Source organism: Brevibacillus brevis, from assembly GCF_001039275.2.
In the GTDB taxonomy this organism is placed as follows: Bacteria; Bacillota; Bacilli; order Brevibacillales; family Brevibacillaceae; genus Brevibacillus; species Brevibacillus brevis_C.
In genome coordinates this window covers 5,510,763-5,535,776 of the sequence record NZ_CP030117.1, presented here as the reverse complement: position 1 = coordinate 5,535,776, position 25,014 = coordinate 5,510,763, and the positions used below count along the sequence as shown (strand labels likewise).

The 25,014-nt window shown below is 46.0% G+C and carries 23 protein-coding genes and 1 pseudogene; 14 read left to right on the top strand and 10 right to left on the bottom strand.

Translation table 11 applies throughout. From position 1 onward, the window contains the following. Nucleotides 1-65 precede the first annotated feature (65 nt). Nucleotides 66-1,148, top strand: a complete 1,083-nt coding sequence (locus tag AB432_RS26820; RefSeq protein WP_048034898.1) for a DUF5050 domain-containing protein — start codon at nt 66-68, stop codon at nt 1,146-1,148. A 42-nt stretch (nt 1,149-1,190) separates the two neighbouring features. Here the strand turns inward: AB432_RS26820 and AB432_RS26815 are convergent, their stop codons facing one another. After that, the gene (locus tag AB432_RS26815) at nt 1,191-2,114 is read right to left on the bottom strand and encodes a hypothetical protein (protein ID WP_048034897.1); all 924 of its coding nucleotides are present in this window, start codon (nt 2,112-2,114) and stop codon (nt 1,191-1,193) included. 505 nt (nt 2,115-2,619) lie between these two features. Between AB432_RS26815 and AB432_RS26805 the strand changes: the two genes are divergently transcribed. Both AB432_RS26805 and AB432_RS26800 read left to right on the top strand, forming a co-directional pair. Next, entirely contained in the window at nt 2,620-3,450 is an 831-nt protein-coding gene (locus tag AB432_RS26805) for a hypothetical protein (RefSeq protein ID WP_015893411.1), read from the top strand. Between the two features lie 12 nt (nt 3,451-3,462). Then, nucleotides 3,463-3,645 (top strand): hypothetical protein, encoded by a 183-nt coding sequence (locus tag AB432_RS26800; protein ID WP_007723975.1) that lies wholly within the window; start codon nt 3,463-3,465, stop codon nt 3,643-3,645. 75 nt (nt 3,646-3,720) lie between these two features. On the opposite strand, the gene AB432_RS26795 is transcribed toward AB432_RS26800, so the two are convergent. Then, nucleotides 3,721-5,016 (bottom strand): MFS transporter, encoded by a 1,296-nt coding sequence (locus AB432_RS26795; RefSeq protein WP_048034895.1) that lies wholly within the window; start codon nt 5,014-5,016, stop codon nt 3,721-3,723. Between the two features lie 189 nt (nt 5,017-5,205). Further along, nucleotides 5,206-6,321 (bottom strand): histidinol-phosphate transaminase, encoded by a 1,116-nt coding sequence (gene hisC / locus AB432_RS26790; protein ID WP_048034894.1) that lies wholly within the window; start codon nt 6,319-6,321, stop codon nt 5,206-5,208. Nucleotides 6,322-6,550: 229 nt separating this feature from the next. On the opposite strand from hisC, the gene AB432_RS26785 reads away from it, so the two are divergent. Next, nucleotides 6,551-8,008 carry an aminotransferase class I/II-fold pyridoxal phosphate-dependent enzyme gene (locus AB432_RS26785; protein ID WP_048035976.1) on the top strand — a complete coding sequence of 486 codons (1,458 nt, stop codon included), beginning with the start codon at nt 6,551-6,553 and terminating at the stop codon, nt 8,006-8,008. 49 nt (nt 8,009-8,057) lie between these two features. On the opposite strand, the gene AB432_RS26780 is transcribed toward AB432_RS26785, so the two are convergent. The 3 genes from AB432_RS26780 to AB432_RS26770 are packed head-to-tail and all read right to left on the bottom strand — an operon-like array spanning nt 8,058 to nt 11,806. After that, nucleotides 8,058-9,152: a GerAB/ArcD/ProY family transporter gene (locus AB432_RS26780; RefSeq protein WP_268811844.1), complete on the bottom strand. Its 1,095-nt coding sequence runs from the start codon at nt 9,150-9,152 to the stop codon at nt 8,058-8,060. A gap of 3 nt (nt 9,153-9,155) precedes the next feature. Beyond that, nucleotides 9,156-10,283 (bottom strand): Ger(x)C family spore germination protein, encoded by a 1,128-nt coding sequence (locus tag AB432_RS26775; protein ID WP_048034892.1) that lies wholly within the window; start codon nt 10,281-10,283, stop codon nt 9,156-9,158. Nucleotides 10,284-10,285: 2 nt separating this feature from the next. Beyond that, nucleotides 10,286-11,806 carry a spore germination protein gene (locus tag AB432_RS26770; protein ID WP_053079634.1) on the bottom strand — a complete coding sequence of 507 codons (1,521 nt, stop codon included), beginning with the start codon at nt 11,804-11,806 and terminating at the stop codon, nt 10,286-10,288. Nucleotides 11,807-12,066: 260 nt separating this feature from the next. On the opposite strand from AB432_RS26770, the gene cyoA reads away from it, so the two are divergent. The 8 genes and pseudogenes from cyoA (at nt 12,067) to AB432_RS26730 (ending at nt 18,132) form a co-directional block, all read left to right on the top strand. Next, entirely contained in the window at nt 12,067-12,972 is a 906-nt protein-coding gene (gene cyoA, locus AB432_RS26765; RefSeq protein WP_048034891.1) for a ubiquinol oxidase subunit II, read from the top strand. A 36-nt stretch (nt 12,973-13,008) separates the two neighbouring features. Next, on the top strand, nt 13,009-14,982 hold the full coding sequence (locus tag AB432_RS26760) for a cbb3-type cytochrome c oxidase subunit I (protein ID WP_048034890.1): 1,974 nt from the start codon (nt 13,009-13,011) through the stop codon (nt 14,980-14,982). Then, on the top strand, nt 14,982-15,578 hold the full coding sequence (cyoC, locus tag AB432_RS26755) for a cytochrome o ubiquinol oxidase subunit III (RefSeq protein ID WP_048034889.1): 597 nt from the start codon (nt 14,982-14,984) through the stop codon (nt 15,576-15,578). Before AB432_RS26760 ends, cyoC begins: the two co-directional genes overlap by 1 nt. Further along, nucleotides 15,579-15,911, top strand: a complete 333-nt coding sequence (gene cyoD / locus AB432_RS26750; protein WP_007723955.1) for a cytochrome o ubiquinol oxidase subunit IV — start codon at nt 15,579-15,581, stop codon at nt 15,909-15,911. It begins immediately after the preceding gene. Nucleotides 15,912-16,021: 110 nt separating this feature from the next. Beyond that, nucleotides 16,022-16,126, top strand: a pseudogene (locus AB432_RS31575) (protoheme IX farnesyltransferase); the annotation flags it as partial. Nucleotides 16,127-16,190: 64 nt separating this feature from the next. Beyond that, nucleotides 16,191-16,517: a c-type cytochrome gene (locus AB432_RS26740; protein WP_048034888.1), complete on the top strand. Its 327-nt coding sequence runs from the start codon at nt 16,191-16,193 to the stop codon at nt 16,515-16,517. A gap of 15 nt (nt 16,518-16,532) precedes the next feature. Continuing rightward, nucleotides 16,533-17,105: an SCO family protein gene (locus tag AB432_RS26735; protein WP_048034887.1), complete on the top strand. Its 573-nt coding sequence runs from the start codon at nt 16,533-16,535 to the stop codon at nt 17,103-17,105. A gap of 70 nt (nt 17,106-17,175) precedes the next feature. Further along, on the top strand, nt 17,176-18,132 hold the full coding sequence (locus tag AB432_RS26730; protein WP_048034886.1) for a carbon-nitrogen hydrolase family protein: 957 nt from the start codon (nt 17,176-17,178) through the stop codon (nt 18,130-18,132). Between the two features lie 506 nt (nt 18,133-18,638). Here AB432_RS26730 and AB432_RS26715 read toward each other — a convergent pair. Then, nucleotides 18,639-20,102, bottom strand: coding sequence for a MocR-like pyridoxine biosynthesis transcription factor PdxR (locus AB432_RS26715; protein ID WP_048034884.1), 1,464 nt, complete (start codon nt 20,100-20,102; stop codon nt 18,639-18,641). A 269-nt stretch (nt 20,103-20,371) separates the two neighbouring features. Between AB432_RS26715 and AB432_RS26710 the strand changes: the two genes are divergently transcribed. After that, complete coding sequence (locus tag AB432_RS26710; protein WP_048034883.1) at nt 20,372-20,881, top strand: DUF2165 family protein; 510 nt, start codon at nt 20,372-20,374, stop codon at nt 20,879-20,881. A gap of 39 nt (nt 20,882-20,920) precedes the next feature. Here AB432_RS26710 and AB432_RS26705 read toward each other — a convergent pair whose 3' ends face one another. After that, nucleotides 20,921-21,778 (bottom strand): SDR family NAD(P)-dependent oxidoreductase, encoded by an 858-nt coding sequence (locus AB432_RS26705; protein ID WP_048034882.1) that lies wholly within the window; start codon nt 21,776-21,778, stop codon nt 20,921-20,923. A gap of 176 nt (nt 21,779-21,954) precedes the next feature. Between AB432_RS26705 and AB432_RS26700 the strand changes: the two genes are divergently transcribed. After that, nucleotides 21,955-22,722, top strand: a complete 768-nt coding sequence (locus AB432_RS26700; protein ID WP_235617561.1) for a hypothetical protein — start codon at nt 21,955-21,957, stop codon at nt 22,720-22,722. 55 nt (nt 22,723-22,777) lie between these two features. Here the strand turns inward: AB432_RS26700 and AB432_RS26695 are convergent, their stop codons facing one another. Together AB432_RS26695 and AB432_RS26690 are read right to left on the bottom strand one after the other, a co-directional pair. Next, the gene (locus AB432_RS26695; protein WP_048034880.1) at nt 22,778-23,425 is read right to left on the bottom strand and encodes a hypothetical protein; all 648 of its coding nucleotides are present in this window, start codon (nt 23,423-23,425) and stop codon (nt 22,778-22,780) included. 201 nt (nt 23,426-23,626) lie between these two features. Continuing rightward, nucleotides 23,627-24,940, bottom strand: coding sequence for an MBL fold metallo-hydrolase (locus AB432_RS26690; protein ID WP_048034879.1), 1,314 nt, complete (start codon nt 24,938-24,940; stop codon nt 23,627-23,629). Between the last annotated feature and the right edge of the window lie 74 nt (nt 24,941-25,014).

The following is a 25,014-nucleotide window of genomic DNA, read 5'->3' as shown; positions in this document are numbered from 1 at the left end:
CCGGATTGTATAGGAATGGGGATATCTCCGCTGTGGCTATATTAGGCTATGAACGGGAGGGATGCATGGTGCACCATAAAGGGAAATGGATGATCAGCATTGCGATGGCAGTATGTCTGATTGTGGTCTTTGGTTTTCATCAACAAACAATGGCGACTGCGCCAACGAAAAAGCCAGTGATAAATGTTATGGGCAGCGATCCTGTCAATATCAATTCAAATCGAAGCTTTGTCACCGTTCAAGGAGAGTGGATTTTTTATAACAACGATGGCTTATACAAAATCAAAAAGGATGGAAGCTCTCTTCAAAAGTTGAGCAGTGATTGGGCCGATAATCTGAATGTGGTAGGGGACTGGATTTACTATACGCGCAATAAGCCTAGGAAAGAAATCTATCAGCTTGAGATGCCCCATTTCGATATCAATGATACGTATGAAGATGTGACGGAGCTCATGAAAATCAAGACAGACGGCAGTTCGAAAACAGTCATCAAAAGTGGAAGCCTTGCGGAAGGGGATCGCAATAACGTACACCAATTGTATGTAGTAGGCGATATCATCTACTACGCAGACGGTTACGGTCCTTTGTACAGGATGGACACGAACGGCAAAAATCAAAAGAAGCTGCTTGATCAGTTTGAGGAAGTTTATTTCTATCAGGATTGGATTTTTTACACCAATAAGAGTGGTCTTCTATACAAAATGAAGCGGAATGGAACGCAAAAAAAGGTCGTAAGCAAAGACAAAGAACTGACCCTTATCGGTCTGTCTGGTGATTTCATTTACTACACAAAATGGGTAAACGATAAAGGCGTCGTCGATGTTTATAAAATCGGACTAAAGGATGGGAAAACCGCTCTCGTCAAGAAAGGGTTGCCTCCAGCAGAAAATCCGATCATTGTCGCCGGGAAGCATCTATACTACATCTCAGAAATAAAGGACGCACATACGGTAGGCAGAATGAATATGACGGACGGCAAGACAACCCCACTGTATCCATTGGGCAGCATTTCCAGTCAAGCAATAAACATCGGAGGAGATTTCATCTTTTTTTACGACTATCAAGCTTCCGATCGTGATAAAAAAGATCTATTCAAAGTGAAACTGGGCGAAAACAAAGTGGAAAAGGTAACCTCAAAGGTGAAGTAAGGATAAGAGCCACCCAAAGATGGGTGGCTCTATTATTATGGGCTAATTCCTCGGGGCATGAAGCTGATTTCTTTTTCTCTCCCACGTCTTGTACATAAGCACGGAGCCAAACATGAAAATAGAAGCGATGAGCGCACCCACGGGCAACATGACTACCATTTCAACCGGAAAGACAAAGGGGAGCAGGGGAAACGCGTATGCGGCTGGGACACGCATGCCAACGATGCGTAACAAAACAAGCATCAAAAGCATGTCTAGCAGCGTGACGATCACCCACGAATCAATCGCAAAGTAGAGCAATGTACCGACTGTCGCTGATATGGTTAACACGAGGCCCAGCTTAAAGGCCATCTTGCCGTTGAACATCGGCTTGTGAAGAGATTCATAGACAACGACGAGTATGGGCGGAATAACTGCTAACTGTGGGTAACCAGCCATCCAACATAAACCAATCCACACGAATATCAAAATCAAGAACACGAGCATATACTGATACGGTATCTTCACTTTCTTCTCCAGGCCGCCATTCCATTTGAAGGCGAGAACGCCAAACATGATAAGAAAGGAAAAAATGACGACGGAGATCATAAAAGACCATTCAACGGCATTCGTGACCAGAGGTAATAAGCCTGTGGCAAGGGATGGTCCAAAATTCGATTGGATGATTCGTAAAAAGAGCATCATGAGTACGAGTGTGATACTGACTTTTCCAAGATATGGAAAATCTACTTGGTTTATCGCAAATCCGATTGCAGCCGTAATTGACGGAGCCACAAAAATTTTAGAAGGTTGTCTGATCCATCCCGGTTCTCGGTATACCCATATGCCAATCGCCATCGCTGCTATTTCTGGTAGAATCACTTCGGGATCATCGAGTATGACGGAAGCGGCTACCATGAGCAAGATAAGCGTTATGGCAATGATATAGGAAAGAATGGTTTCATTCTTCGCTATCACTGAATTCATTCTGACTAACTCCTTTTCGTTCGGATTATCCTTTATTATGGCAAGAATTGAGGAAGTCAATTGTGCCAATGGAAGCAACCTTGTTTGTAACAAAACCGTCACTAACAGTGGAAAAGCAGCACCTAGAAGAGGGGTCTAAACAAAATCAGAACGGCATAAGGTATGGGGTATTACCAAGACGGATGAAGGTCATGATGAGCATTTCGTGTTTGATAGAGGTGAAAAATGGGCAGACCAATAAGGGAGCGTTTCGTCACGAAGTACACCCAGTATACCGATAGGGGGAATAAGCAATTGTTGAGTTCATTTAAACCACTAAAGATAATCGAAGAGAACAGCAAGATCATACAGCAGACGATACAGTACATAGGTAATCAAAAAGTCAGTACGATTACGATAGAGACGCCTAAAAAACTACCTAAATGTAGGTAGTTTTTTCCTATTTGTAGAATCCAAATATAATGTTAAAATAATGTAAAACTTTACCAGAAGGAGAGGTTTACAGGTGCTAAAGAATCTCGTGCAGAGCCATGTAAAGATTGTTTTTTCTGTTCTTGGCATCTTGTTCGTTCTGGTCTCATGGCTCGTATTTGAATTATTAAAAGGTTTGCTGCCAGATTTGATAGCAGTCATACATAAGTGGATGTTTCAACCGATCGAATGGCTGTTTATCCTGGCACCACCACATGAGGAAAACAAACTAGCTTCATTAGGCTCTGTTCTAGGCTTGTCTATCTTGTATTCCGCCATTTTGGCAGGAATGGTATTCATCGTTTTGTTCATCTGCAACAAGATTAGAGGGAACGAAATCGAGTTCCAGATGGAAGTGAAATATTGCGAGAAAGAATTGGCCAACGCCATTTACAGTTTGGATGGCAGCGGTCAATCAACAGCTATCATTAATGCGAACGCGATCACGTTTATGAAGGCATTTGAAATGGAAGTAAAGACGATTTATGGATTGAAACCGGACGAGCTATGCTGTTATTGGATCGTACCTACGAATAATGACAAGCAGTTTGAAGTGTTTTACTTAACCGAGTTGAAAGATTTTGACACAGTACGTACGCTATTACTGTCTTCCATGCTTCAAGAGGATTGCAGAATTGCCGATAAACAAGTAAAGGGACGTATTCAAAACACGGATATTGAACAATTTGCAATTGTGAAGAACTTTGGTAAGTTCAGGCTTGGATTTGCGGTCGCCGTTTACAAGAATGACACATTTACTCCCGAAAATATGCAGGAGTTCGAGCGGTTGACTACGTATATGTTATTATTAGGATTTGTTACCAAGTTTGTGAATAAGGTCAAAACCTTAAAGAGAGCTAGTTAGGAGTGGGATACGATGAAATTAGCTGAGTTCTTCGCGAAAAGAGGCAACGAAACTGCTGTTTACTCGAAAAATCTCTCTTCCAAGAAGAAGATTCCCAACAGCAAATTTACTCCTGGCTTCGCTAGCTTAAAACAGATTGTAGATGAGCATAGTCCGAATGAGCGACATGATAATAAAGTGGTTGGAGGAAAATGACACTGCCTGTGAGCAGTGTTATTTTTTGTTTCGGGGTACTTGGGATAGAAGAAAAGCCACCTGATGAGGGTGGCTTTAGTTTTGGGAGATCTCTACACTGTGTTTGCTTTTTCTATGGGACCATATCAGGACAGGGACCAGCAACAGCGATAAAACGCCTCCGGCAAGGGAAAGTGTTGCGTAGCTGGCATTGGCGACGACCATACCAGACAGGGCTCCACCGGATGCACCAGCCAAGGCAATCAAGACATCAACCGTTCCCTGTGTTTTCGCACGAGTGGCGGGCTGCGTTGCGTCTACGATGAGCGCTGTGCCGCTAATTAATCCAAAATTCCAGCCCAGTCCGAGCAGCACAAGAGCGGTGATGAGTAGCGGCATCGAATCGGCTGGCGCGAAAGCAGCAGTCATGCTGGCTGCAAGTAGTATGACACCTGAAGCATATGCCATTGTAGAGCGACCGATCTTGTCAACGAGTACACCCGTCAAAAGCGAGGGGAGGTACATCGCACCGATATGAAAACCGATGACGATTCCTACTTCGGAGAGACCATGTCCGTGGTGCTTCATATGTACAGGTGTCATCGTCATAATAGCGACCATGACGATCTGCGTCAAAATCATGACGGTGGCTCCCACGATGATTCCCCGGTTGTTGCTTGCGAGCTGATTCTCATTCAGACGGGATGGCAAGCTCTGATCCACCTGTTGTGCTTCGGCGATTGCTTTCGAAACGATGAACGGGTCCGGGCGAAGCAATACCCAAAATACGAGACCAGCGAGGATAAAGGCTGCGGCCCCCAGGATGAAAGGACCAGCCAGTGCGGGGACACCGATGGATGTAGCGAATCGTCCCATGACTTCCACCAGGTTTGGTCCTGCAACGGCCCCGAATGTAGTGGAGACCATGGCAATACTTACGGCAGTCGCGCGCTGTTTAGGCTTTGCCAAGTCTGTGCCTGCATAGCGGGCCTGCAAGTTAGTAGCGGTGCCAGCTCCATACAGAATTAAGGAAGCAAACAGAAGGACAATACTGTTTGCGACGGCTGCGATAACCACCCCAATTGCGCCAATACCTCCGGCTAAGAAGCCGCTAGCGAGCCCCAAACGGCGTCCAAAGCGTTGAGAGAGTCGACCCACCAGCAATGCAGCGACAGCAGAGCCAAGCGTGAGCAATGCGGAAGGGATGCCCGCGAGACTTTCCGAACCGAGCATATCCTGAGCAAGGAGAGCCCCTACGGTGACACCTGCCGCAAGTCCTGCGCCGCCAAAAATTTGTGAGATGACTACAATCCAGAGCGTTCGCTTGTATAGTCTTTGCTGTTTATCTGGGGAGTCGATGTAGCTTTGTAAAGCTTCAGGTTTGAGTGACATCTGATCCACCTTTCTATGGAGAGGGAGCTTTCGTGAAGTTATGAAATTTCAGTCATCCCTTCGTGTGGAATGGACTGGGGAATTTGCATTCAGTATAGTATTGGCGACGGGTAAACACAAGGAGATTTCAGCTTCAGAAACACTTTGCAAAAGCAAAAACACCGGACAATTTCATCCGGTGCTTTTCGTTCATTTTCCTACGATAAGCAATAGCTCACGGAGGTTTTGTATGAGGATTTGATTTTCTTCCAGCGTACCTACACTGATTCGAATATGCTCCGGTAACCCCCAAGTGTCTCCGTACCGCAAAATGATTCCTCTTTCCAGCAGCTCTTGATAAATCCTGCCTGCGTTTGGCCCCAATTTTGCCAAGATAAAATTAGACATACTCACCGTATAAGGGATATTCATTTCATCGAATGCATCATATAACTGCTTGCGGCCTTTGGTGTTTTCCGTGAGGGATTTTTCAAAATGCTCCACGTCAGAAAGGGCGGTAATGGCGGCTGTTTGTGCCAATGAATTGACGTTAAACGGCTCTTTTACTTTCAGGATTTTTTGGATCACCGATGGATGAGCGACACCAAATCCGACGCGAATACCGGCAAGCGCGTAAATTTTCGAGAAGGTTTGCAAGACGAGAACAGGGTATCCCTGGCGGACAAATTCAATTCCTGTAGTGTAATCGTCAGCCGTTGCATAGTGACTGTATGCTGCGTCGAGCACCACAAGCACCCCATCTGGCAAGTGGTCTAGCAATGCAGTCAAGTCCTGACGAGTCAAATAGGTACCTGTCGGGTTGTTTGGGGAACAAAGGTAGACAAGCTTTGTTCGATTCGTGATGGCTGCCAAAATAGCAGAAATATTGAATGCATAATCGGCTTCAAGCGGAACCGTTTTGATGACAGCTCCCATGAGATGTGCGCCAAATTCATATTCACCAAAGGTCGGAGAAGGCACGACGATTTCGTCCTCAGGCTCCAAATAGGTTTCGGAAATGAGCTTGATCAGTTCATCACCGCCATTCGTGACGATTAAATGCTCCGGACTTAACTCAAGATGATCAGCCAAGTGCTCCTTCAGCGTCGTTGTATTGGCATCCGGGTAACGATGCAGCTCCGGGAGCGCACTGAGAATGGCGCGAATGATTTTGGGGGATGGGCCGAGAGGATTTTCATTTGAGGCTAATTTAATGATCTGAGAGAGTCCGTACATTTTTTTTATCTCCCAAATCGGCATTCCAGGTTGATAGGATTGTATCTTTTCTAATGTTTTTCGCGATTGTGTCGTGGGCAGTTGTTTCATCTATATGGCCTCCCAAACTTCATGGTAGCAACACTGTAAGGGAAATCTCCAGCAGTGTAACCAGCCAATTCACGAAAGATGAAACAGACCAATTATGAGGAAGGACACAAATTGGATGGTTCATAAAAGTCAAGATTGGATCATGAAGGAAGGAGCCGCTTCCTTTATAATCAGCCCAGAAACATCACTCATTCAAACAACACGGAAGGATAGTGAGGTGGGAAAAATGTTGATTCAAGGGCAAACGCCGCTCTTTAACGGGCTGAGAAAGCATGCCCAGAAGAATCCAATCCAATTCCATATACCAGGTCATAAGAAGGGGAAAGGGATGGATCCTGAATTTCGATGGTTCATGGGAAAAAATGCACTTTCCATCGATTTGATTAACATTGAACCATTAGACGACTTGCATCAACCAAAAGGAATTATCAAACAAGCGCAGGAATTGGCTGCTGAAGCTTTTGGCGCTGATCACACCATATTTTCTGTTCAAGGTACGAGCGGAGTCATTATGACCATGATTATGGCGGTATGTAATCCCGGCGACAAGATCATCGTGCCACGGAATGTACACAAATCTATCATGAGCGGAATTGTTTTATCGGGCGCGACTCCTGTCTTTTTACATCCAGAAATAGACCCTGTTTTCGGGATCTCACATGGAATTACACCGCAAGCTGTGGAAAAAGCATTGGAGCAGCATCCCGATGCAAAGGCAGTTCTCGTCATCAATCCAACCTATTTCGGAATTGCCGGTGACTTAAAGAGTATCGTTCAAATTGCGCATGCCAGAGGAGTGCCTGTACTCGTAGATGAAGCGCATGGCTCACATGTTCACTTCCATCCCAAGCTTCCCCTGTCGGCGATGCAAGCTGGTGCAGATATGGCAGCAAGCAGTATGCATAAATTAGGAGGCTCTCTGACGCAGAGTTCGTTGTTGAACATTCAGGGAAATCTCGTCTCGATTCAGCGTGTACAAGCTATCTATAGCATGCTCACGACGACATCCACCTCCTATTTACTGCTTGCTTCGCTCGATGTGGCGAGAAAGCGGTTGGTTACATCCGGGAAAACGCTATTGGATCAAACGATTCAGCTAGCAAACGAAGCACGAGCACAAATCAATAAAATTAATCATTTGTACTGCATTGGGAGAGAAATTATCGGGACAAATGGAGCGTTTGCTCATGATCCGACCAAGCTGGTCATCTCGGTAAAAGACCTCGGCATTACAGGATATGAAGCTGAAAAATGGCTCCGTGACCGCTATAACATTGAGGTAGAGCTATCTGACCTGTATAACATCGTTTGTATTATCACACCAAGTGATACGAAAGAAGATTTGCAAATCCTTGTCTATGCCTTGGAGGAGCTGGCTGCCGGGTCCGAGGATCAAGGAAACAGAAAAAGCCGCCCGAAGATGCAGCTTCCAAAAATACCGGTGCTCGCTGTCACCCCGCGTGATGCATTTTACGCACCGACAGAGATGATTCCTGTCGAACAATCGGTGGGAAGAATTATCGCGGAGTTTGTCATGGTATATCCACCAGGTATTCCGATCTTTATCCCGGGTGAGATCATTTCGGAAGAGAACCTCATCTATACGAAGAAAAACATCGAGGCAGGTTTACCTGTACAAGGCTTTGAAGACCCCACGCTTCAAACCATACGTGTCATCAAGGAATAACCAAACAAGAGGAAAGGCCGCCTTGGGTTGGCCTTTTTCTTTTGCTTACTCAAGGGTTCTCTAGCGTTTTTCCCCCTTTGATCCGGAAGAGAATCAGCAAAAAAATCGGCAGCAACAGAAGCACGTATCCATACCTGTAATAGGAGTGATTGGCCTGCAAGAGTTGTTGATGATTGGAAAACAAGAGTAAAGACAGGAAAAGTGTAACCAAACAGACAGGTACGCTCAGTTTTTTATAAGTGGTGGAAAGAAGAAAGGCAAGACATTCACAGATGGCATATAAAAATACCGCTACCCGGATGAAACATCCTGCTGTCATCGTATATAAGCCATAAATGTCTCCGCGGCTTATAAAGCCCATTTTTATTTGTCTGACTGTATTTTGCACGGGCCAGTCCAATTTTTCCGAGAGGGGCAGCCCAAATACAGCAATGGCACTCATCAGCATCGATGCGCCCAAAAAGACGTTGAATAAAATAAGAAAGGAGAAGCCATTGAAGTCATGACGCACTCCGACCCATTTTGTCTGAAGCAGGAGGACTAAGATCAATTCCCCCCACAACGCAACATAGTAAAGCGAGCCCTCCAGAGCAGGTCCCCACCCATGGTCGAGGATCGGCAAAATACGGGCGTAATCCTTTTCTTGCATGAGTGTCAATCCAACTAGCGGTCCTGTGATCATCGTCAACAAAAAAAAGATAACGGCTATTCTAGCGATGGATTCGATGTTTCTTTGGAGACTGAACCAAATGAGAAGCATGAAGCTCGTTCCGATAGCCCAGAGAGGCGTCTCCGGCAAAAAGGTTATTTTGACGAACTCCTCCAGACCGCGCATCGTCGTAGCGGAAGCAAACAGAAAATAAGCGAGTAAGATTACACACAAAATGACAGATGTTGCTCTACCGGCTTTTTCTTCAGTTCCTGTCAGCAACGAGTTGCTTTGAAGCTTCCTTCGCAGAATGCTCAACAGCAGAACGAATACAATACCTGAGGGAATGCTGATCAAAGCAGATATCCAGCCGTCTCTGCCAGCGGTATGAATCAGTGGTTCGATTAAGAAGACGTGTCCCATTATGGGGAGACTTAATGCTTGGATTGAGACCCACTGAAATCTTGAAATCGTGCGGACGTCCAACCATCCCACTCCTTATTTTTCGCCAAGTTGCTCTGCCAGAAGTCCATTTAAGAGGAGCTTGCTCTGGACGTTCACTTTTACGTCTAGTTCTGAAAAGCGAGCGGGCCATTGTTCTTCCCAGGTTTTCCACACTTGTGGATACGCCCGATGCACATATTCATGAAAGCCAAAAATATCGGCCTTGTTTTTTTGGGCTACTGCTACAGCCTCATGGATTTCATCCCTAATGACATGATTGATTTTTGTCTGCAACCATTTATACGTCTCGGTGTCTATTGGAATGGCATGATTGAGACTTCCGATATATCCGTGTGGATGGACAGTCACCTGGATGTATAACTGATTATTTTCGAGAACGGGGCGGATTTTTGTTTTGGAATCCACTATCTCGATCGATGCGTATTGTCCCTGCTTCTTGAGTGGAACGATGACAATCGTGCTTTTTATTTTCCCCGTTGTCCACAGTAATCCGCGTACCTGTGTCTCATTGATTGAAGCGATCGCTTTTCCGCCTTTGATAATGACAGCTCCAGCTTCACGGCTTTCTTTCTTCGATTGGATTGGATGACTGATCGGCAGATAGCCTACTTTCTCTTTACTCGCCATCATGCGCATAAGGTCGAGTGAACGTACGGGTGGATATTTGCCAATGGATCGATTGGATATCATTTTTTCGTTGATTTGTAGCGGCTGGATGTCGTTCGTATTTCCTTTTGAGTGCAGGAGAGATTCCGCTTTTCCTTCGACATAAATGACCCAGTGACGCCCAGATAATTCCTGATCGCGAAAAAATAAATCAAGGGGACCGATGATATCCTTTTTGGCTGCGTCAGTGCCAATCGCTACGTATTGCATTTGATGATAGCTAAGCTTGTACCCCGAGTACTCGATCATATTTCGGGCTGCATCTAACATGGTATAGCCTGTCGATTGGATAATCGCGCTTTTTTCCGCAGCGCCTCCTGCATCCGTTTTTCCACTGCTTGGCTTCATGACGTTCACAGTAAGGACATAGCGGCCTTCCTCGTTCAAGTCGATTCCTACTGCCGTGACAAATCTTGTCTCCGTGAGCTCGATGTTATTCCAGCATCCCCCTAAAATGACAGTCAGCAAGCCTATCACAGCGGTTAGCGTCTTCATGATCATTCTCCCTTTTGCTTCTTCAGTGGGAAAGGGGTAGCACCAGAGCTTTGTTTGATAAACCAAAGTGGAAGGCGAATAAAGAAGTCCTTCCAATCTTGCAGTTTCAAAGGAGCTAAAGGAGCAAGATAAGGTATCCCAAACGAGCGGAGATCGCACAAATAGATAGTGACCAGATAAAAGACGAGAAAATTGCCGTACAATCCAAGCGCCGAGGCGGCAAATATTGAGACAAATCGCAGAATGACTACCACATCAGAAATGGCAGGGAAAATAAACGAAGTGATGGCTGACGCGGCAATGACAATAACCGTCGGCGCCCCAACTAATCCCGCACTAACGGCGGCCTCACCAATGACTAAAGCTCCTACGATGCTGACAGCTTGTCCGATGGGGCGAGGCATGCGGACCCCAGCCTCACGCAGCCATTCATACACGATCGCCATAAGAAGCAGCTCGATGGGTAAAGGGAACGGAACCCCTTCTCTGGCATTGATAAAACTGAACAACAATGTCGGGGGAACCAAATCCTTGTGAAAATTTTCGAAAGATATATAAAGAGACGGGAGAAATGCTGAGACAAAAAATGCTGCATAGCGAAGCAAGCGCAAAAAGCTGGCGTAGAAAGGGCGGGAATAATAATCCTCCGGGTTTTGAAAAAACTCTTGAAACGTGACTGGTACCATGAGGGCCACTGGACTGCCGTCCACCAAAATAGCGACACGCCCCTCCAAAATCTTGGCTACCAGGATGTCCGGTTTCTCACTGTTGAAAATGGTTGGGAAAATAGAAAACGGTTCGTCTTCGATCCATTGCTCGATATAGCCGGAGTCCAAGATGGCATCCATTTTTATGACAGATAGGCGTTTTCTCACCTCATCGACCAATTCTTCCTTCACAATTCCTCGGACGTAGGCGAGACATACTCTTGTGTTCGATTGTGTACCAATCCAGTAGGTTTCAATTTGGAGATTGGGATTGTGATATCTTTTGCGAATGAGTGAGAGATTTGTGTCAATCGTTTCAATAAAGCCTTCGCGTGGCCCACGAATGACTGCTTCTTTAGAAGGCTCTTCTACGCTTCTTTGTCCGATTGATTTGGCTCCGATAATAATGCATTGTGCTTGGTTATGAATAAAAAGAACGATATATCCGCGTGCAAGCTGCTCGAGTACTTTTTCGAGTGTGTTTTCCTTCCACGCCATCGAGACATGCAAAACAGCATTCATCATATGATCAATCATGCCCTCGTTGAGATCGCCAACGGTGTTCATTAAGGGTCTAATAATATCCCGATCCATTACGTCTTGATTCGTCATACCTTTTAGGAACAGCAAAGATGCTTGTTGTGATGGATTTGTCCCAAGCCAAATGGTTCGGACGGCTAGATCACTCGTGAACCCAAAATGACTCCGAATGGTGGTCACATTTGCTTGAAGATCCTCCTGTAGGGGAGTTTCTTGTGGTTCCTGGTTCTGTTTGATTTGGTGGATGGATAGCTTTCTCCGAAACTTTTTGATCACGTAGCTTCACCTAATCAGCAATGAGATGGAAGTGATCTTAGCGTACCCATCGATTTCCAATTCCATTCGACTAGATAAGGACCTTCTTGCATGAGAAGGGCTTTTTTATGTCCAAAAAGTGTCTAAAATGCTGCGGAAAATTGAACATGGCTGGTTGATCCACTTTGTCATTGGCTGGTGACACTCCAATGGTCCGGCTTTAGAGTAAGACTTGTTTCAATAGTACCCCGTGCATGGTGATAGGAGATGAGGACAAGGACATGAAGACGTCCAAGACAGTACGCTGTATGTCATTTTTGTTCATGTTCATCCTGCTGTTCTTGACGACCGGTTGCGCTGATAACTATATCGTGCTCGATCCGAAAGGACCCATTGGTGAACAGCAAAAGGACTTAATGATTTTATCCACGCTTTTAACGTTAATTGTGATTGTTCCTGTACTAATTCTTACTTTTGTCATTGTATGGCGATACCGTGACAGAGAAGGAAGAAAGGCGAAGTACACCCCTAATTGGGAACACAGTACGAAACTGGAAATCATTTGGTGGGGCATTCCCATCATCATTATTACGTTAATTGGGATCGTGACAGTTCGGTACACGTATTCGTTGGAGCCATCCAAGCCGTTGGAATCCGAGAAGAAACCGATCACGATTCAAGTGACGAATTTGGATTGGAAGTGGCTGTTCCAATATCCTGAGCAAGGCATTGCCACTGTGAACTACGTACAGTTCCCAGAGGATACGCCAGTACGCTTCGAAGTGACATCTGACGCCCCGATGAATTCATTCTGGATTCCACAGCTTGGCGGTCAGATTTATGCCATGTCCGGTATGTCTATGACGCTCTACCTGCAAGCAGATGAACAGGGTGAGTACATGGGATCTGGTGCGAACTTTACCGGAAAAGAATTTGCGAAGATGTTCTTTACAGCGAATGCGACTTCCCAAGAAGACTTTGATCAATGGGTGAATCAGGTGAAAAATACATCCCCTGCGCTAACGCTGGATGGTTACAAAGAGCTGACCAAACAAGGAACATCGGATGTGCGCTATTTCTCCGCTTTCCCTGAAGGATTGTACGAGATGACGGTGACCAAGTATGCTGCTTCACACAATCACGGCTTATCTACGAGAGTGCAGCCGCCAGCGCGGGTGAAAGAATAGTCGGTTGAATTTGAAAGAGGGAGGAGAGAGACAACGATGTGGGAGAGTGTGAAAGAATTCGCCTCTGAATTTTTCGTAACAGGCGATCCACTTATTTACGGTGCGGACGTCAGCATTGTGCTCAGTATCATCGCAATCGTATCGGTGCTGACTTACTTTAAAAAATGGGGATGGCTCTGGCGCGAATGGCTGACAACTGTCGATCACAAGAAGATCGGTATCATGTACATTCTCGCTTCCGTTCTCATGCTGTTTCGAGGAGGGGTAGATGCTCTCCTGATGCGGGCGCAGCTCGTTATGCCTGAGATGCAGTTTTTGAGTGGGGATCACTACAATCAGATTTTTACAACGCATGGCGTCATTATGATTCTGTTTATGGCGATGCCGCTTATGTTTGGTTTGTTCAATGTCATCGTGCCGCTGCAACTCGGTGCACGTGACGTAGCTTTTCCGTTTCTGAATGCGCTCAGCTTCTGGCTGTTTTTCTCAGGGGCGATGCTGTTTAACTTGTCCTTCGTCATTGGGGGTTCGCCGGATGCAGGATGGCTGGCTTACCCGCCGTATTCGGAGCTAGCCTTTAACCCGGGACCAGGTCAGGATTTCTACATTTGGGGGATTCAGATCTCAGGTATTGGTAGTTTGATGACCGGGATTAACTTTATTGTGACGATCTTGAAAGTGCGTGCTCCTGGTATGACTTTGATGAAAATGCCGATGTTTTCCTGGTCGGTTTTGTCGAGTTGTATCGCGATTGTTTTCGCATTCCCAATCTTGACGGTTACATTGGCACTGCTGTTTATCGACCGCTATTTGGGTGGGCACTTCTTCACCTTGGATGGCGGCGGTAATCCGATGATGTACATTAACTTGATTTGGATGTGGGGTCACCCGGAAGTTTACATTATCGTTTTGCCAGCGTTCGGGATTTTCTCCGAGATCGTTGCGACGTTCTCACGGAAAAAGCTGTTTGGTTACAAATCCATGGTATTCGCCATGATCATCATTAGCGTTCTTTCGTTCCTCGTATGGGCGCACCATTTCTTCACAATGGGCTCCGGTGCGGACGTCAATGCCTTCTTCGCGGTTACGACGATGTTGATTGCGATTCCGACGGGTGTGAAAGTGTTTAACTGGCTGTTTACGATGTTCCGAGGAAAAATTACGTTCGAAACACCGATGCTGTGGACGGTTGGGATTATCCCGAACTTCGTCATCGGTGGGATGACGGGTGTCCTTCTGTCCGTGGCACCTGCTGACTTCCAGTATCACAACAGCTACTTCCTCATTGCACACTTCCACCAAGTGATCATTGCGGGTGTCGTGTTTGGCTTCTTCGCGGGCTTGTACTACTGGTGGCCGAAGATTTTTGGCTTCAAGCTGAATGAGCGTATTGGCCGTTGGGCTTTCTGGCTGTGGAACATCGGGTTCTACCTGTGCTTCATGCCGCAATACGCATTGGGCTTGATGGGTATGACACGTCGTATTTACACGTACGGCTGGGACAAGGGCTGGTTCGAAATGAACCTGGTATCGACGATTGGTGCCGTAATCATGGGAGCTGCATTCCTTGTCCAAATTTGGGACATTGCACACAGTATCAAGCACATGAAGAGAGATACAACAGGAGACCCATGGAATGCTCGTACACTGGAGTGGTCGATTCCTTCTCCAGCTCCGTTCTATAACTTTGCCGTAATGCCGCAGGTAACGTCTCAAGATGATTGGCATGAAAGAAAGCTGCGCATCGAGCAAGGCTTGGAAAAGCCAGCGAAAGTAGCGCTGGAACCGATTCATATGCCGAAAAACTCCGGTATTCCGATCGTGATGTCTATGTTCTGGTTCTTCGTCGGATTCGGTTTGATTTTCGACTGGCTATGGATGGCTGTACCAGGATTTATCGGTGTAATTGCGTGTATGGTTGTTCACTCGTTTAACTACGACACGGACTATTATGTCACGGTGGAAGAGATTAAACGTACAGAGGCAGAAGCAGGGAGGGTGATTACGTAATGGCTAATGTGAATGCTGGACACCATGATCATCATCCAGACCAAGAGGAATTGCGCACATTTGCCTTTTGGATCTACCTCATGACGGATGTCATCTTGTTTGCTACCTTGTTTGCGACTTATATCGTACTGCAAGGTAGCACGGATGGTGGTCCAGGTCCAAAAGAGCTTTTTCAGATGAATGGTATTTACGCGAGTACGTTTATTTTGCTGACCAGTAGCTTCACGAGCGGTCTTGCGATTCTCGCTATGAACAAGGGGAATCGTCTTGCTCTGATGAACTGGCTGGGAGTTACCATATTTTTAGGAGCGTCCTTCCTGTTTCTGGAAATCAATGAGTTCATTCATATGGTTAGTGAAGGCGCAACGATTGGAACGAGTGCATTCCTGACTGCCTTTTACACATTGGTAGGAACACATGGATTACACGTGACGCTCGGTATTGGGTGGATGATCATCGTCATCATGCAAATCGCGAAGCACGGCATTACACCCGTAACGAAACGAAAAGTAAACATCATCAGCTTGTTCTGGCATTTCCTTGATGTTGTTTGGATTTTCGTCTTCACCATCGTGTATGTGATGGGGGTGAATTAATTGAGCAAGCAATCTGTGCATGGCACGACAGAACAACACGGCGGTCATGGTTCCCTGAAATCGTATGTGATCGGTTTCGTCTTGTCGCTTGTATTAACGATCATTCCCATCTTGGCCCTAGAGAACGGCTGGTTGGATAGTGATAAACGACTCATCATCTATTTGGTAGCGGCTCTGTTCCAGTTTATTGTCCAGTTATTCTTCTTCATGCATCTGAAAGAAGAGGATAAACCACGTTACAACTTGATGTCGCTTTTACTCGGGTTGTTTATCGTATTCCTTATCGTGATCGGCTCCATCTGGATCATGATGTACAACATGGTCGCACTATAATGAGCAGCTTGATCAAAAAATGACCGGTACGAAAGACTGACCACTTGCTTGCGGACCGACTGAAACCTGGGTGCGTACTGCTTGTACGCCCTGGTTCCCGGTCTTGCGGGAGTGGCTTTCCTCTCTTTCCGGTAGTGAAGGGAATCAAGCGAACCAAGCTGCAAATGATTCCGTACGTGGTGCTGCTGCTAACAACCGTAACGATTATGGTAATGGATACAGCAGGCCGTCCCTTTTTGTAAGGTACCGTTATTCCCGTCTGAAAGGTAGGGGGGTTCTGTGAAAGCCATTAAGTATCTCATGATTGGTTCCCTGTTCTTGGTTGCAACTGCATGCAGCAATGACGCAACAGAAGAGCAAACAGAAGTTGCAGATGCAGAGAAAAGTGCGATGAAGCTATACAAAAATAATTGCATGAGCTGCCACGGTAACGATTTATCCGGTAGGGTGGGTCCAGGCTTGCAGCAAGTTGGCTCGAAAATGACGGAGGAAAACCTCGTTGAAATAATTACGGTCGGCGCAAATGGCATGCCTGGTTATGAAAAAGTGCTCAGCGCCGAAGAAATCGGCCAGTTAGCGAAGTGGCTCTCTGAGAAAAAGAAATAGGAGAGGGGCGGTACAATGAAAAAAACAGCTTGGTTGATCATGCTCAGTATCCTGATGGTTTTGGTAACTGCGTGTGGTCCAGCAAGATATGATTACAACTATCCGGTTAATGAATTTGCTTATACGGATCAGGAAGGGAAGCCTTTTTCATCGAAAGACTTGGACAATAAGGTGTGGGTTGCTAACTTTGTCTTTACGTATTGTGGAACCGTTTGTCCGACGATGACAGCAAACATGGCTGAATTGCAGAAAAAAGCAAAAGAAACTGGCGTTGATGTGGAGTTTGTTTCCTTCTCGGTTGATCCAGAAAGAGATACGCCAGAGGCATTGAAGTCATATCTGGGCAAATTCAATGCTGACTTCTCCAATTGGCATGCATTGACTGGCTATGGATTTGATGAGATCAAAACGTTTATTCTCAAGTCATTCAAGACTCCAATAGAAAAGGACCCTAATTCCGATCAAATCATCCACGACACGTTTTTATACTTGGTCGATCAAAAGGGAACAGTGGTTAACCGTTACGAAGGAATGACGGACGTGCCTTACAATCAAATTATCGAGGATATTAAATTGTTGCAGCAGTAGGGGAGACCCCTAGATACACCGAATAGTAGGAGAACAAGCGAATTTCTCTAGGAGAGCAGGGGAGGTCAATATGTCTAATCCGCAACAAAACGTTCGAGTTGCTGTTGTTCAAGCTGCTTCTGTCATCATGGACCTTGAGGCAAGTACGGAAAAGGCGGTTTCACTGACACTGGAAGCAGGAGAAAAGGGAGCGAAAATCGTTGTTTTTCCTGAAGCTTTTATCCCTGCGTATCCGAGAGGCCTTACTTTCGGGACAAAAGTAGGCAGTCGTTCCCCTGAGGGGCGTAAAGACTGGTTTCGTTATTGGGACAATTCGATTGTCGTCCCGAGTGAAGAGACAGACAAGCTCGGGGAGGCAGCGCGCAAGGCGGGCGTGTATCTCGTCATTGGTGTGATTGAGAGAGACAGTGAAAATAGCGGTGGCACCCTATATTGTTCCGTCCTATTTTTCGGACCAGATGGTGAGTTGCTCGGCGTGCATCGCAAGCTGAAGCCGACTGCATCCGAACGGTTGATTTGGGGCGAAGGGGACGGAAGTACTTTGCCGGTATTCGATACTCCTTACGGTAAGATCGGGGCTCTGATTTGTTGGGAGAATTATATGCCGTTAGCACGAGGAGCAATGTATGCAAAAGGCGTTCAAATCTATATCGCACCAACAGCAGACGCGAGGGATGCATGGCAAGCTACGATCCGCCATATCGCATTGGAAGGCAGATGCTTCGTCTTATCGTGCAATCAGTACGTAACAAAAGATATGTATCCAACTGATTTGGCGTGCTACGACGATCTGGCTTCTTCGCCAGACGAGATGAGCAGAGGTGGAAGTGCGATTGTGGGGCCATTGGGTGACTATATCGTCGAGCCTGTTTTTGGTCGGGAGGAGATTCTCTACGCTGATCTGGACATTCGCGAAATCGCTTATAGCCAATTTGATTTTGATGTCGTTGGACATTATTCGCGACCCGATGTTTTTACGTTGTTGGTGAATGAAGAGAAAAAAGAGAATGTGAAGTGGATGAAGTAAGTCCGTTTGAAAAATGCAGAAGACCTCCATTGCTTGATAAAAGCGGTGGAGGTCTTTTTTAAAAGTTGCTGTGGTGGGGGAAGAAGCGCATTTCCAGTCTACGCTTCGGCCTACGCCCCGCAAGGGGTCAAGACTGTCCGCTTCGGAATAAATGGCGGGAGCGCTTCAAACGTAGAAGTTTCGAAGAAGTATTTCATAAGTGAAGCTGAAATTCCCCGCCATTTATTCCGAAGCTAAGATGGGCTCCAGAGGCGCTTGGACTGGAAATGCGCTTCTTCCTACGCAGCTTTGGCAATATTTGCAGGTCAATGCAAGTAGTAAAATCGTGAACCGAAGCTTCCAAGCTCTAACCTGCAAATCTGTTTTAAAGCCTGAAAGAAACAAAAGCTGTACGAAAGTCCTGTCACATGTTTGGAAGGAGACGGCCCGTACGTAGAGAGGATACAGGCGACTGGAAAACATGTGGCAGGGCTTCCCCGACCACAATCGTCGGCGGACCACCATCTTTAAGTCAAAACTGCCTTCAAAGCAGCCGCAAACTTAGCGACACCAAGCGTAATTTCCTCTTCTTTCGGTCGCGCAAAGGTAAAGCGAATGTAGCCGGAGTCTGAACCATATACACTGCCAGGCACAAAAACGACGCCTCTGCGAAGGGCTTCTTCAAATAATTGGTTGTCGTTCACATCCGGGTTAATTTTACACCACAAGTGTAATCCGCCTTGTGGAATGGTGAACGAAAGCTCATTGGGCAACTCTTTTTGCAGTGCCTCCACAAGCAAATCTCTTCTGTACTGTAAATGCATACGCAATCGCTCTAAATGCGGCAGGAAGTTATCGGAATGCAAAAACTGGGCCGCGATTTTTTGTGGCACCACGCTCAGGCCAAAATCCATCTGCTGGCGGGCATCTGCCAAACGTTCGACAACGGAATGAGGCGCCACCATCCAACCGACTCGTAAACCGGATGCAGCAATTTTGGAAAAGGAACCAATGTAGACGACGGAGCCAAGTTGATCCAATGATTTGAGTGGCAGTGGAGGCTTGCCATCGTAGGAAGTCAGACTGAAAGGATCGTCCTCTACAATCGGCAGACCGAGTTCGCTTGCTACATCCAACAGTTGTGTGCGCCGAGTGGGATCAAGACAAATTCCTGTAGGGTTTTGAAAAGTAGGATTGATAAAGATCATCTTGATCCGATGTTTTTTATACAAGGCGCGAATATCTTCTGGATCAATTCCATTATGGCTGACGGGAAGGCGGAACAGGCGAAGTCCAGCAGATTGAAACATAGGCAATGAGTAACAATAAGAGGGATCTTCGATGGCAACCGCATCGCCGGGTGCAAGCAGACATTGGGTGATCAAATACAAAGATTGTTGAGAGCCCGACGTGATCAGAATGGAAGAGTCCGTTGTCTGCACATTTCGGTATCGTGACAAATACGAGACCAGCTCTTCACGCAATGGTGTGAAGCCTTGTGGATTGTCGTATCCCAAATATTCGGTAAAGGGGTTTTCCTTCATCAGGGTACTGATTTCCGTACCTGGTGAGAGCTGGGAAGACAATTCTCCACTCGCAAAATCGATGAGGCTGCTGTCTTTTTGCAAGGCCTCTCTAATCCGACGCAGATAAGACAAATTCGGGAGGAATTGACCACCTTCTACATATCGATGCCAGTTGGGTGTATGCTTTGGCGTTGCCTCCCATTTATTTTTACTCACACGAGTACCGCTTCCTGTTCTGCTCTCGATGATGCCTAATGCCCGAAGTTCCTCGTACGCTAAAATAACAGTGCTTCGGTTTACTCCTAATTGCTCTGCCAGTTTTCTCTCAGAAGGGAGCAGGCTCCCAGGGGGGAACTCTCCATATGAAATTCTGCGTTCAATCTCATCGGCTATTTGGTGGTATAGAGTTTGACTGCTCGACCGATCAGGCTTCCAAATGATAATCACAACCTTGCACATATTCATTGTTTGTTATATGGGGGAGTCCATTTCATCATAACATTGTTAAGAAAAATTCATGTGACAAAACCGTTCCAAACTGTTGAACATGGATGGGTAAAAAAATCATGAATTGGATGGTCCCACTTCCGAATAAGTATGATTAGGTTTCCATCTGGTGGTGATGAATACTCGTGATGAAAATAGATAGATTTTTCTAACAAAGAGAAAGGGTGTGTCAATCCAATCGAGAATGAGTAAAGACACAAAGCGAAGGAAAAGAGGCGTGATCAGCATTGAGTAATTTGACGTTACGGTATTTGAAGGTTTTGGTTGTAGCACTATCCGCAGCATTTGGGACGTCCATTTTCTTAGGGAATCTTATGGACTACCATTCCAATTATCAATTTGTCCAACATGTTCTGTCCATGGATACCACGTTTGAGGGTAACGCACTGATGTGGCGAGCGATTACTGAGCCTACTGCTCACACCATAGCTTATATCGGAATCATCATTGCGGAAGGGCTGTTCTCACTTTTGGGTTGGATCGCGGCAGGAAATATGCTGCGTAATGTAAAGAAGGATGCAAAAACGTTCAATAACTCGAAAACATTCGCATACATCGCTTATATGGTTGCTTTTTGCATCTGGTTTTTCGGATTTGCCATTGTGGGCGCAGAGTGGTTCGTTATGTGGCAATCACAAGTATGGAATGGTCAGCAGGTCGCGTTTAACATTACAGAGGTGATGATTGGATTCGTGATTTTGGTTTCTTTACGAGATCGAGAGTTAACAGATGTGTAAAAACTAGAGCCACGTTCCTTTGAGAGCGTGGCTTTTTTGTTAAATATGCGAGGGAATCACGAACGTCGGGTTATGCTGGTTCAAAATATCTTCCATTCGCTGACGCACAGTCTCTTTATATGATGGATCTGGCAGAATGTAAAAGCGATTGCCCTTGATCGCCAGGAAGGTGTGATCAGCTACCTCTTTCGGAGAAATTCCTTGCTCCACACCTAAACGAATGAACTGGTCGATGGCAGTGGTCATCGGTGAGGGCTCCACGATATCTCCTGGTTTGCTGTACTCCGCTGGACGATTGCGATGGGCGTCACATATTTGCGTCTGAACAAAGCCGGGGCATAAAACGGAAACACCGATTTTGGATTGGATCATTTTCAATTCGTGGTAGAGGGTTTCCGACAGACTGACTAACGCATGCTTGCTTACCCGATAAATGCTATTCCCTGGTCCAGACTCAAGGCCAGCGAGAGAGGCGGTGTTCACGATGTGGCATTCAGTCCCTTGTTTTAACATCATGGGTACGAAAATTTGTGTAGCGTGAATGGCCCCCCACAAGTTCACATTCATGACCCATTGCCAATCAGCAAGGGTGCTTTGCCAGATTGTCGAGCCTCCGCCAACCCCTGCATTGTTGAACAATAGATGGACAGCACCGAACGAGTCTAGCGTTTTCTGTGCAAGCATCTGGATATCTTTTTCCTTGCTTACGTCCGTCACAACGGCGAGGACAGTTGCCCCTGCCGCCTGTAACTCCTGCTCTACTCGTTGGAGCGCCGCTACTTCTACATCGGCAAGAACAACTTTCATCTGCTCCTCAACACAGCGGGTTGCCAATGCGCGACCGATACCGCTGGCCGCTCCGGTAATGACCGCTACTTTGTTTTCAAACTGCTTCATGACATACCTCCTTCAAATGAATACCAAACATATACTATTATTGTTTTGATTATAATAGACAATTGATTAAAAAGTCTATTTATATTTGTGGTCAAGTGTAATCTGGGATACTGCGAGCATGTGGTGAAAAAAGAAGCATATATTTTGGTGAGACTGGAAAGATGGGTGAGACCAATATGAAACAGATCGGAACGCAACATTGTAGCGTCATAAAGAGCTTGATACCTCCTACGGCAGAACTAGTGGTCATGCCAAAGCCGCACGATCAACCAGCCGTTATCGTCGCTGATTTCGATGGGGATAATCATCAGGAAATAGCCTGTGTTTATCGTAACCAAGGCCAAATGTACGTCATGATCGCCAAACAGGACGAGAATCGCTGGCATCCAATCGGCAATTTCAAAGGACAAGGCTATACGGTTTCCGAATTATTGGCTGCTCACATTGTCGATCCCCAAATGAATAGCTTATTGATTGGGTGGCAAATAGGCGGGGCATGGTCGAACATAGATATTTTGCAGTGGTCGGCGAATGGATTTATGCACATGCTCCATCAGGAGACACGAGCAAGCAGGGTTGAAGTGGAAGACATGCCGGGGGTTAATGGAATGGATGGCAACGCTGAGCTTGCGCTGTGGCTACACGATAGTGGAAAAGCGTTTCAAGTGGAAGTGTATAGGTGGGACGCAGGAAGTCTGGTAATCGCAGACGATGTCTATCCCTATTATTTTCAGAAGATGGTTGCCTACTATGAGTCTGTCCTTGAAGAGAGCGATTCGGCGAGGTATTGGTACTACCTGGGGGACGCGCAAAGAAAAGCAGGGATGCATGTCCAAGCTTTTCAATCCATCGAGCAAGCATTGCAGTTCCCCAATCCGTACCCTTCTCGGGAGGCTTTGCTTCGTTGGAAGAAAGAGCTGGATGCAGCAAAAAGAAAAAGCTAAAAAAGCACCCATGGGAGGGTGCTTTTACTCTTTATGAGGGGAAATCGTTGTTTCCTTATTGCACTTTATAAGACATCAAAATTTCTTGCGCGAGCGGCTTCCACTCTTCCATTTGTGCCTCGGTGCAATTGAAAGTAGTCATCAGCATTTTGCCGTCCAGCTCTGTAAAGAAAATGAGGTTGTAAATTTTCGTATCAGCAGCAGGAGTCAGCAATTCGAACACACCAACGTTTTTCCCGTTGATTTGGATTACTTCATCGCGATACCAGGTTGCATCTTGGTACATGTTGGAGAACGCTTGTTTCATCGGGTCCTTCATGTCTTTGAGAAGGCTGTCCTGAATAGGTGTTTCTGTATGACTAAACGCAATGTTAATGGAACCTTTTTCATCGGTATAAATCAAGGAAGGACGATTTTCCATCGGGTATTTTGCTTTTGCCATCTCTTCGGACATGACAGTAAAGCCTTTTGGAATCAAGATTTCCACTTTGTCGTTCAAAACCTTTTTCGCTTCCAGCTTGTCGCTTGTTGTTGCGGTTGGCGCTGGTGTAGCAGCATCTGTTTTTGGAGCTTCAGTTGGTTTAGCAGCTTCTGTGGTTTGTGCTGCATTTTGCTCAGCTGGCTTTGTATCAGCTGGTTTGTTCGAACAAGCACTGACAGCCAACATGGAGAGGAGCAAAGCTACGGATACTAGTTTTTTCATCTGAATAGATCCACCTTTTTATACATAATTGGAAAACTGCGGAATTTCCTTTCCGATTCTATCATGGGGTGTATAATACTGGAAATATAAGAGGTTAATTGTGAATATTCTAACAAAAATGACTCTCTCTTACATACTCAAGGGAACTAGGACAAAATACACCCAATAAAACTATGAAAAAATGGGTGTATTTACCTATTTTCAGATATTATTTGTCGTAATATAGCGGTTGCGAATCTTCTCTCCCAAATAATTTATCGCAAAACGGACAAATGCTCGGTTCCATCCCATAAAAATACCGAAATTGTTCAGTTGTGCAACATGCCCGAGCATGACAAAGCGCTTGAAACGAGCATTTCGACCTTTCGGAGCTTGCAGTCTGCCATTGATGCGCAGCGTACTCCATCCCCACAAATGGGTGAAGCAATAATGCAGGGCCTCAGATGACAGCTCTACATCACAATCGAGTGGATCGCATGTAGATTCGATCAACCCATCTGACAGAGAAAAGCGGAATGCCTTTTGATAGTCTGACAAATAAAAGGTGACGGGCCTAACGATAGAGAGAAACAGCGAATGATTATTTTTGCGAATCTGTTCCTTGAAGTCCAAGCCAGCCTCAAAGAGCTTGTCCGGTTCGATTTTGACCGAAGGAAGAAGCGTAGGAGAGGAAGCCATCTTCTCATAGTCTCGTGCGTAGAGGGCGAGCGCCTTCTCGGGATCATGAGCTTCATGTGGCGTCCACGTATCGCCGGGATACAAAATAATTGGTTCGGCATCCGATTCTTGCAGGAGACGGTATACATTGTCTACTTTATTGATTGCATCATTCATGTAATAGTTTTCGTCGTGACAAAACCAGGCGAAGCTGGCGAAGGGAATCACGTAGAGCGGTTGAAGGGCTTCCACCTGTTTTCTCACTCGGGCTAGCTTTTCCATGGCTCGCTTTTTGCGGAGTTGGAAGTCTTCCTTGTTCCCCGCCCAGCCTGCATACGAGAATTGCGTCCATAATAGATCGATGTCACCGACGCGATTTAGGATATCCTTGGCTTCCTGTGTGGTGCTGACCTCGCAATCGTTCAGGTTCAGGATCGTCATGTCGGCTGTCTTGATACACAGCCACGAATCACCGACTGGAAACGGCCGACACAAGACAGAGACATCGGCGGACAAGGAGTACCATTTGTCCGGGGAAAGCTCAATGACTTGCTGAAAGCCAAAGGCGCGGCACCATTCGACCACTTTTTGATCGGCTGATTGCTGGTAGAGGATCGTGATTCGCTTGCGATACTCCTCGGGTATGGTTCGCAGACTCTGTGGATGAAAATGATCGGGATGCTCATGAGAAAACCAAATATGCGTAATCTCGGCAAAATCCTCAGAAGTGAAGCGGGTCTTGGCTAACAAGCCCCAGCCGTTATCAAAGGCAGTTCCCGTAAGCCAAGGATCGGTCATTAATTTGATGGAATCGTGTTCCCATAGAAACGAAGCATGGTTGACCATTTGAAATTTCATGTGAGTTGTTCTCCCTATGTTTACTAGCGATTTGCTAAAAGGGATGATCCTGCCGGGGAGAAAAACGTGACAGG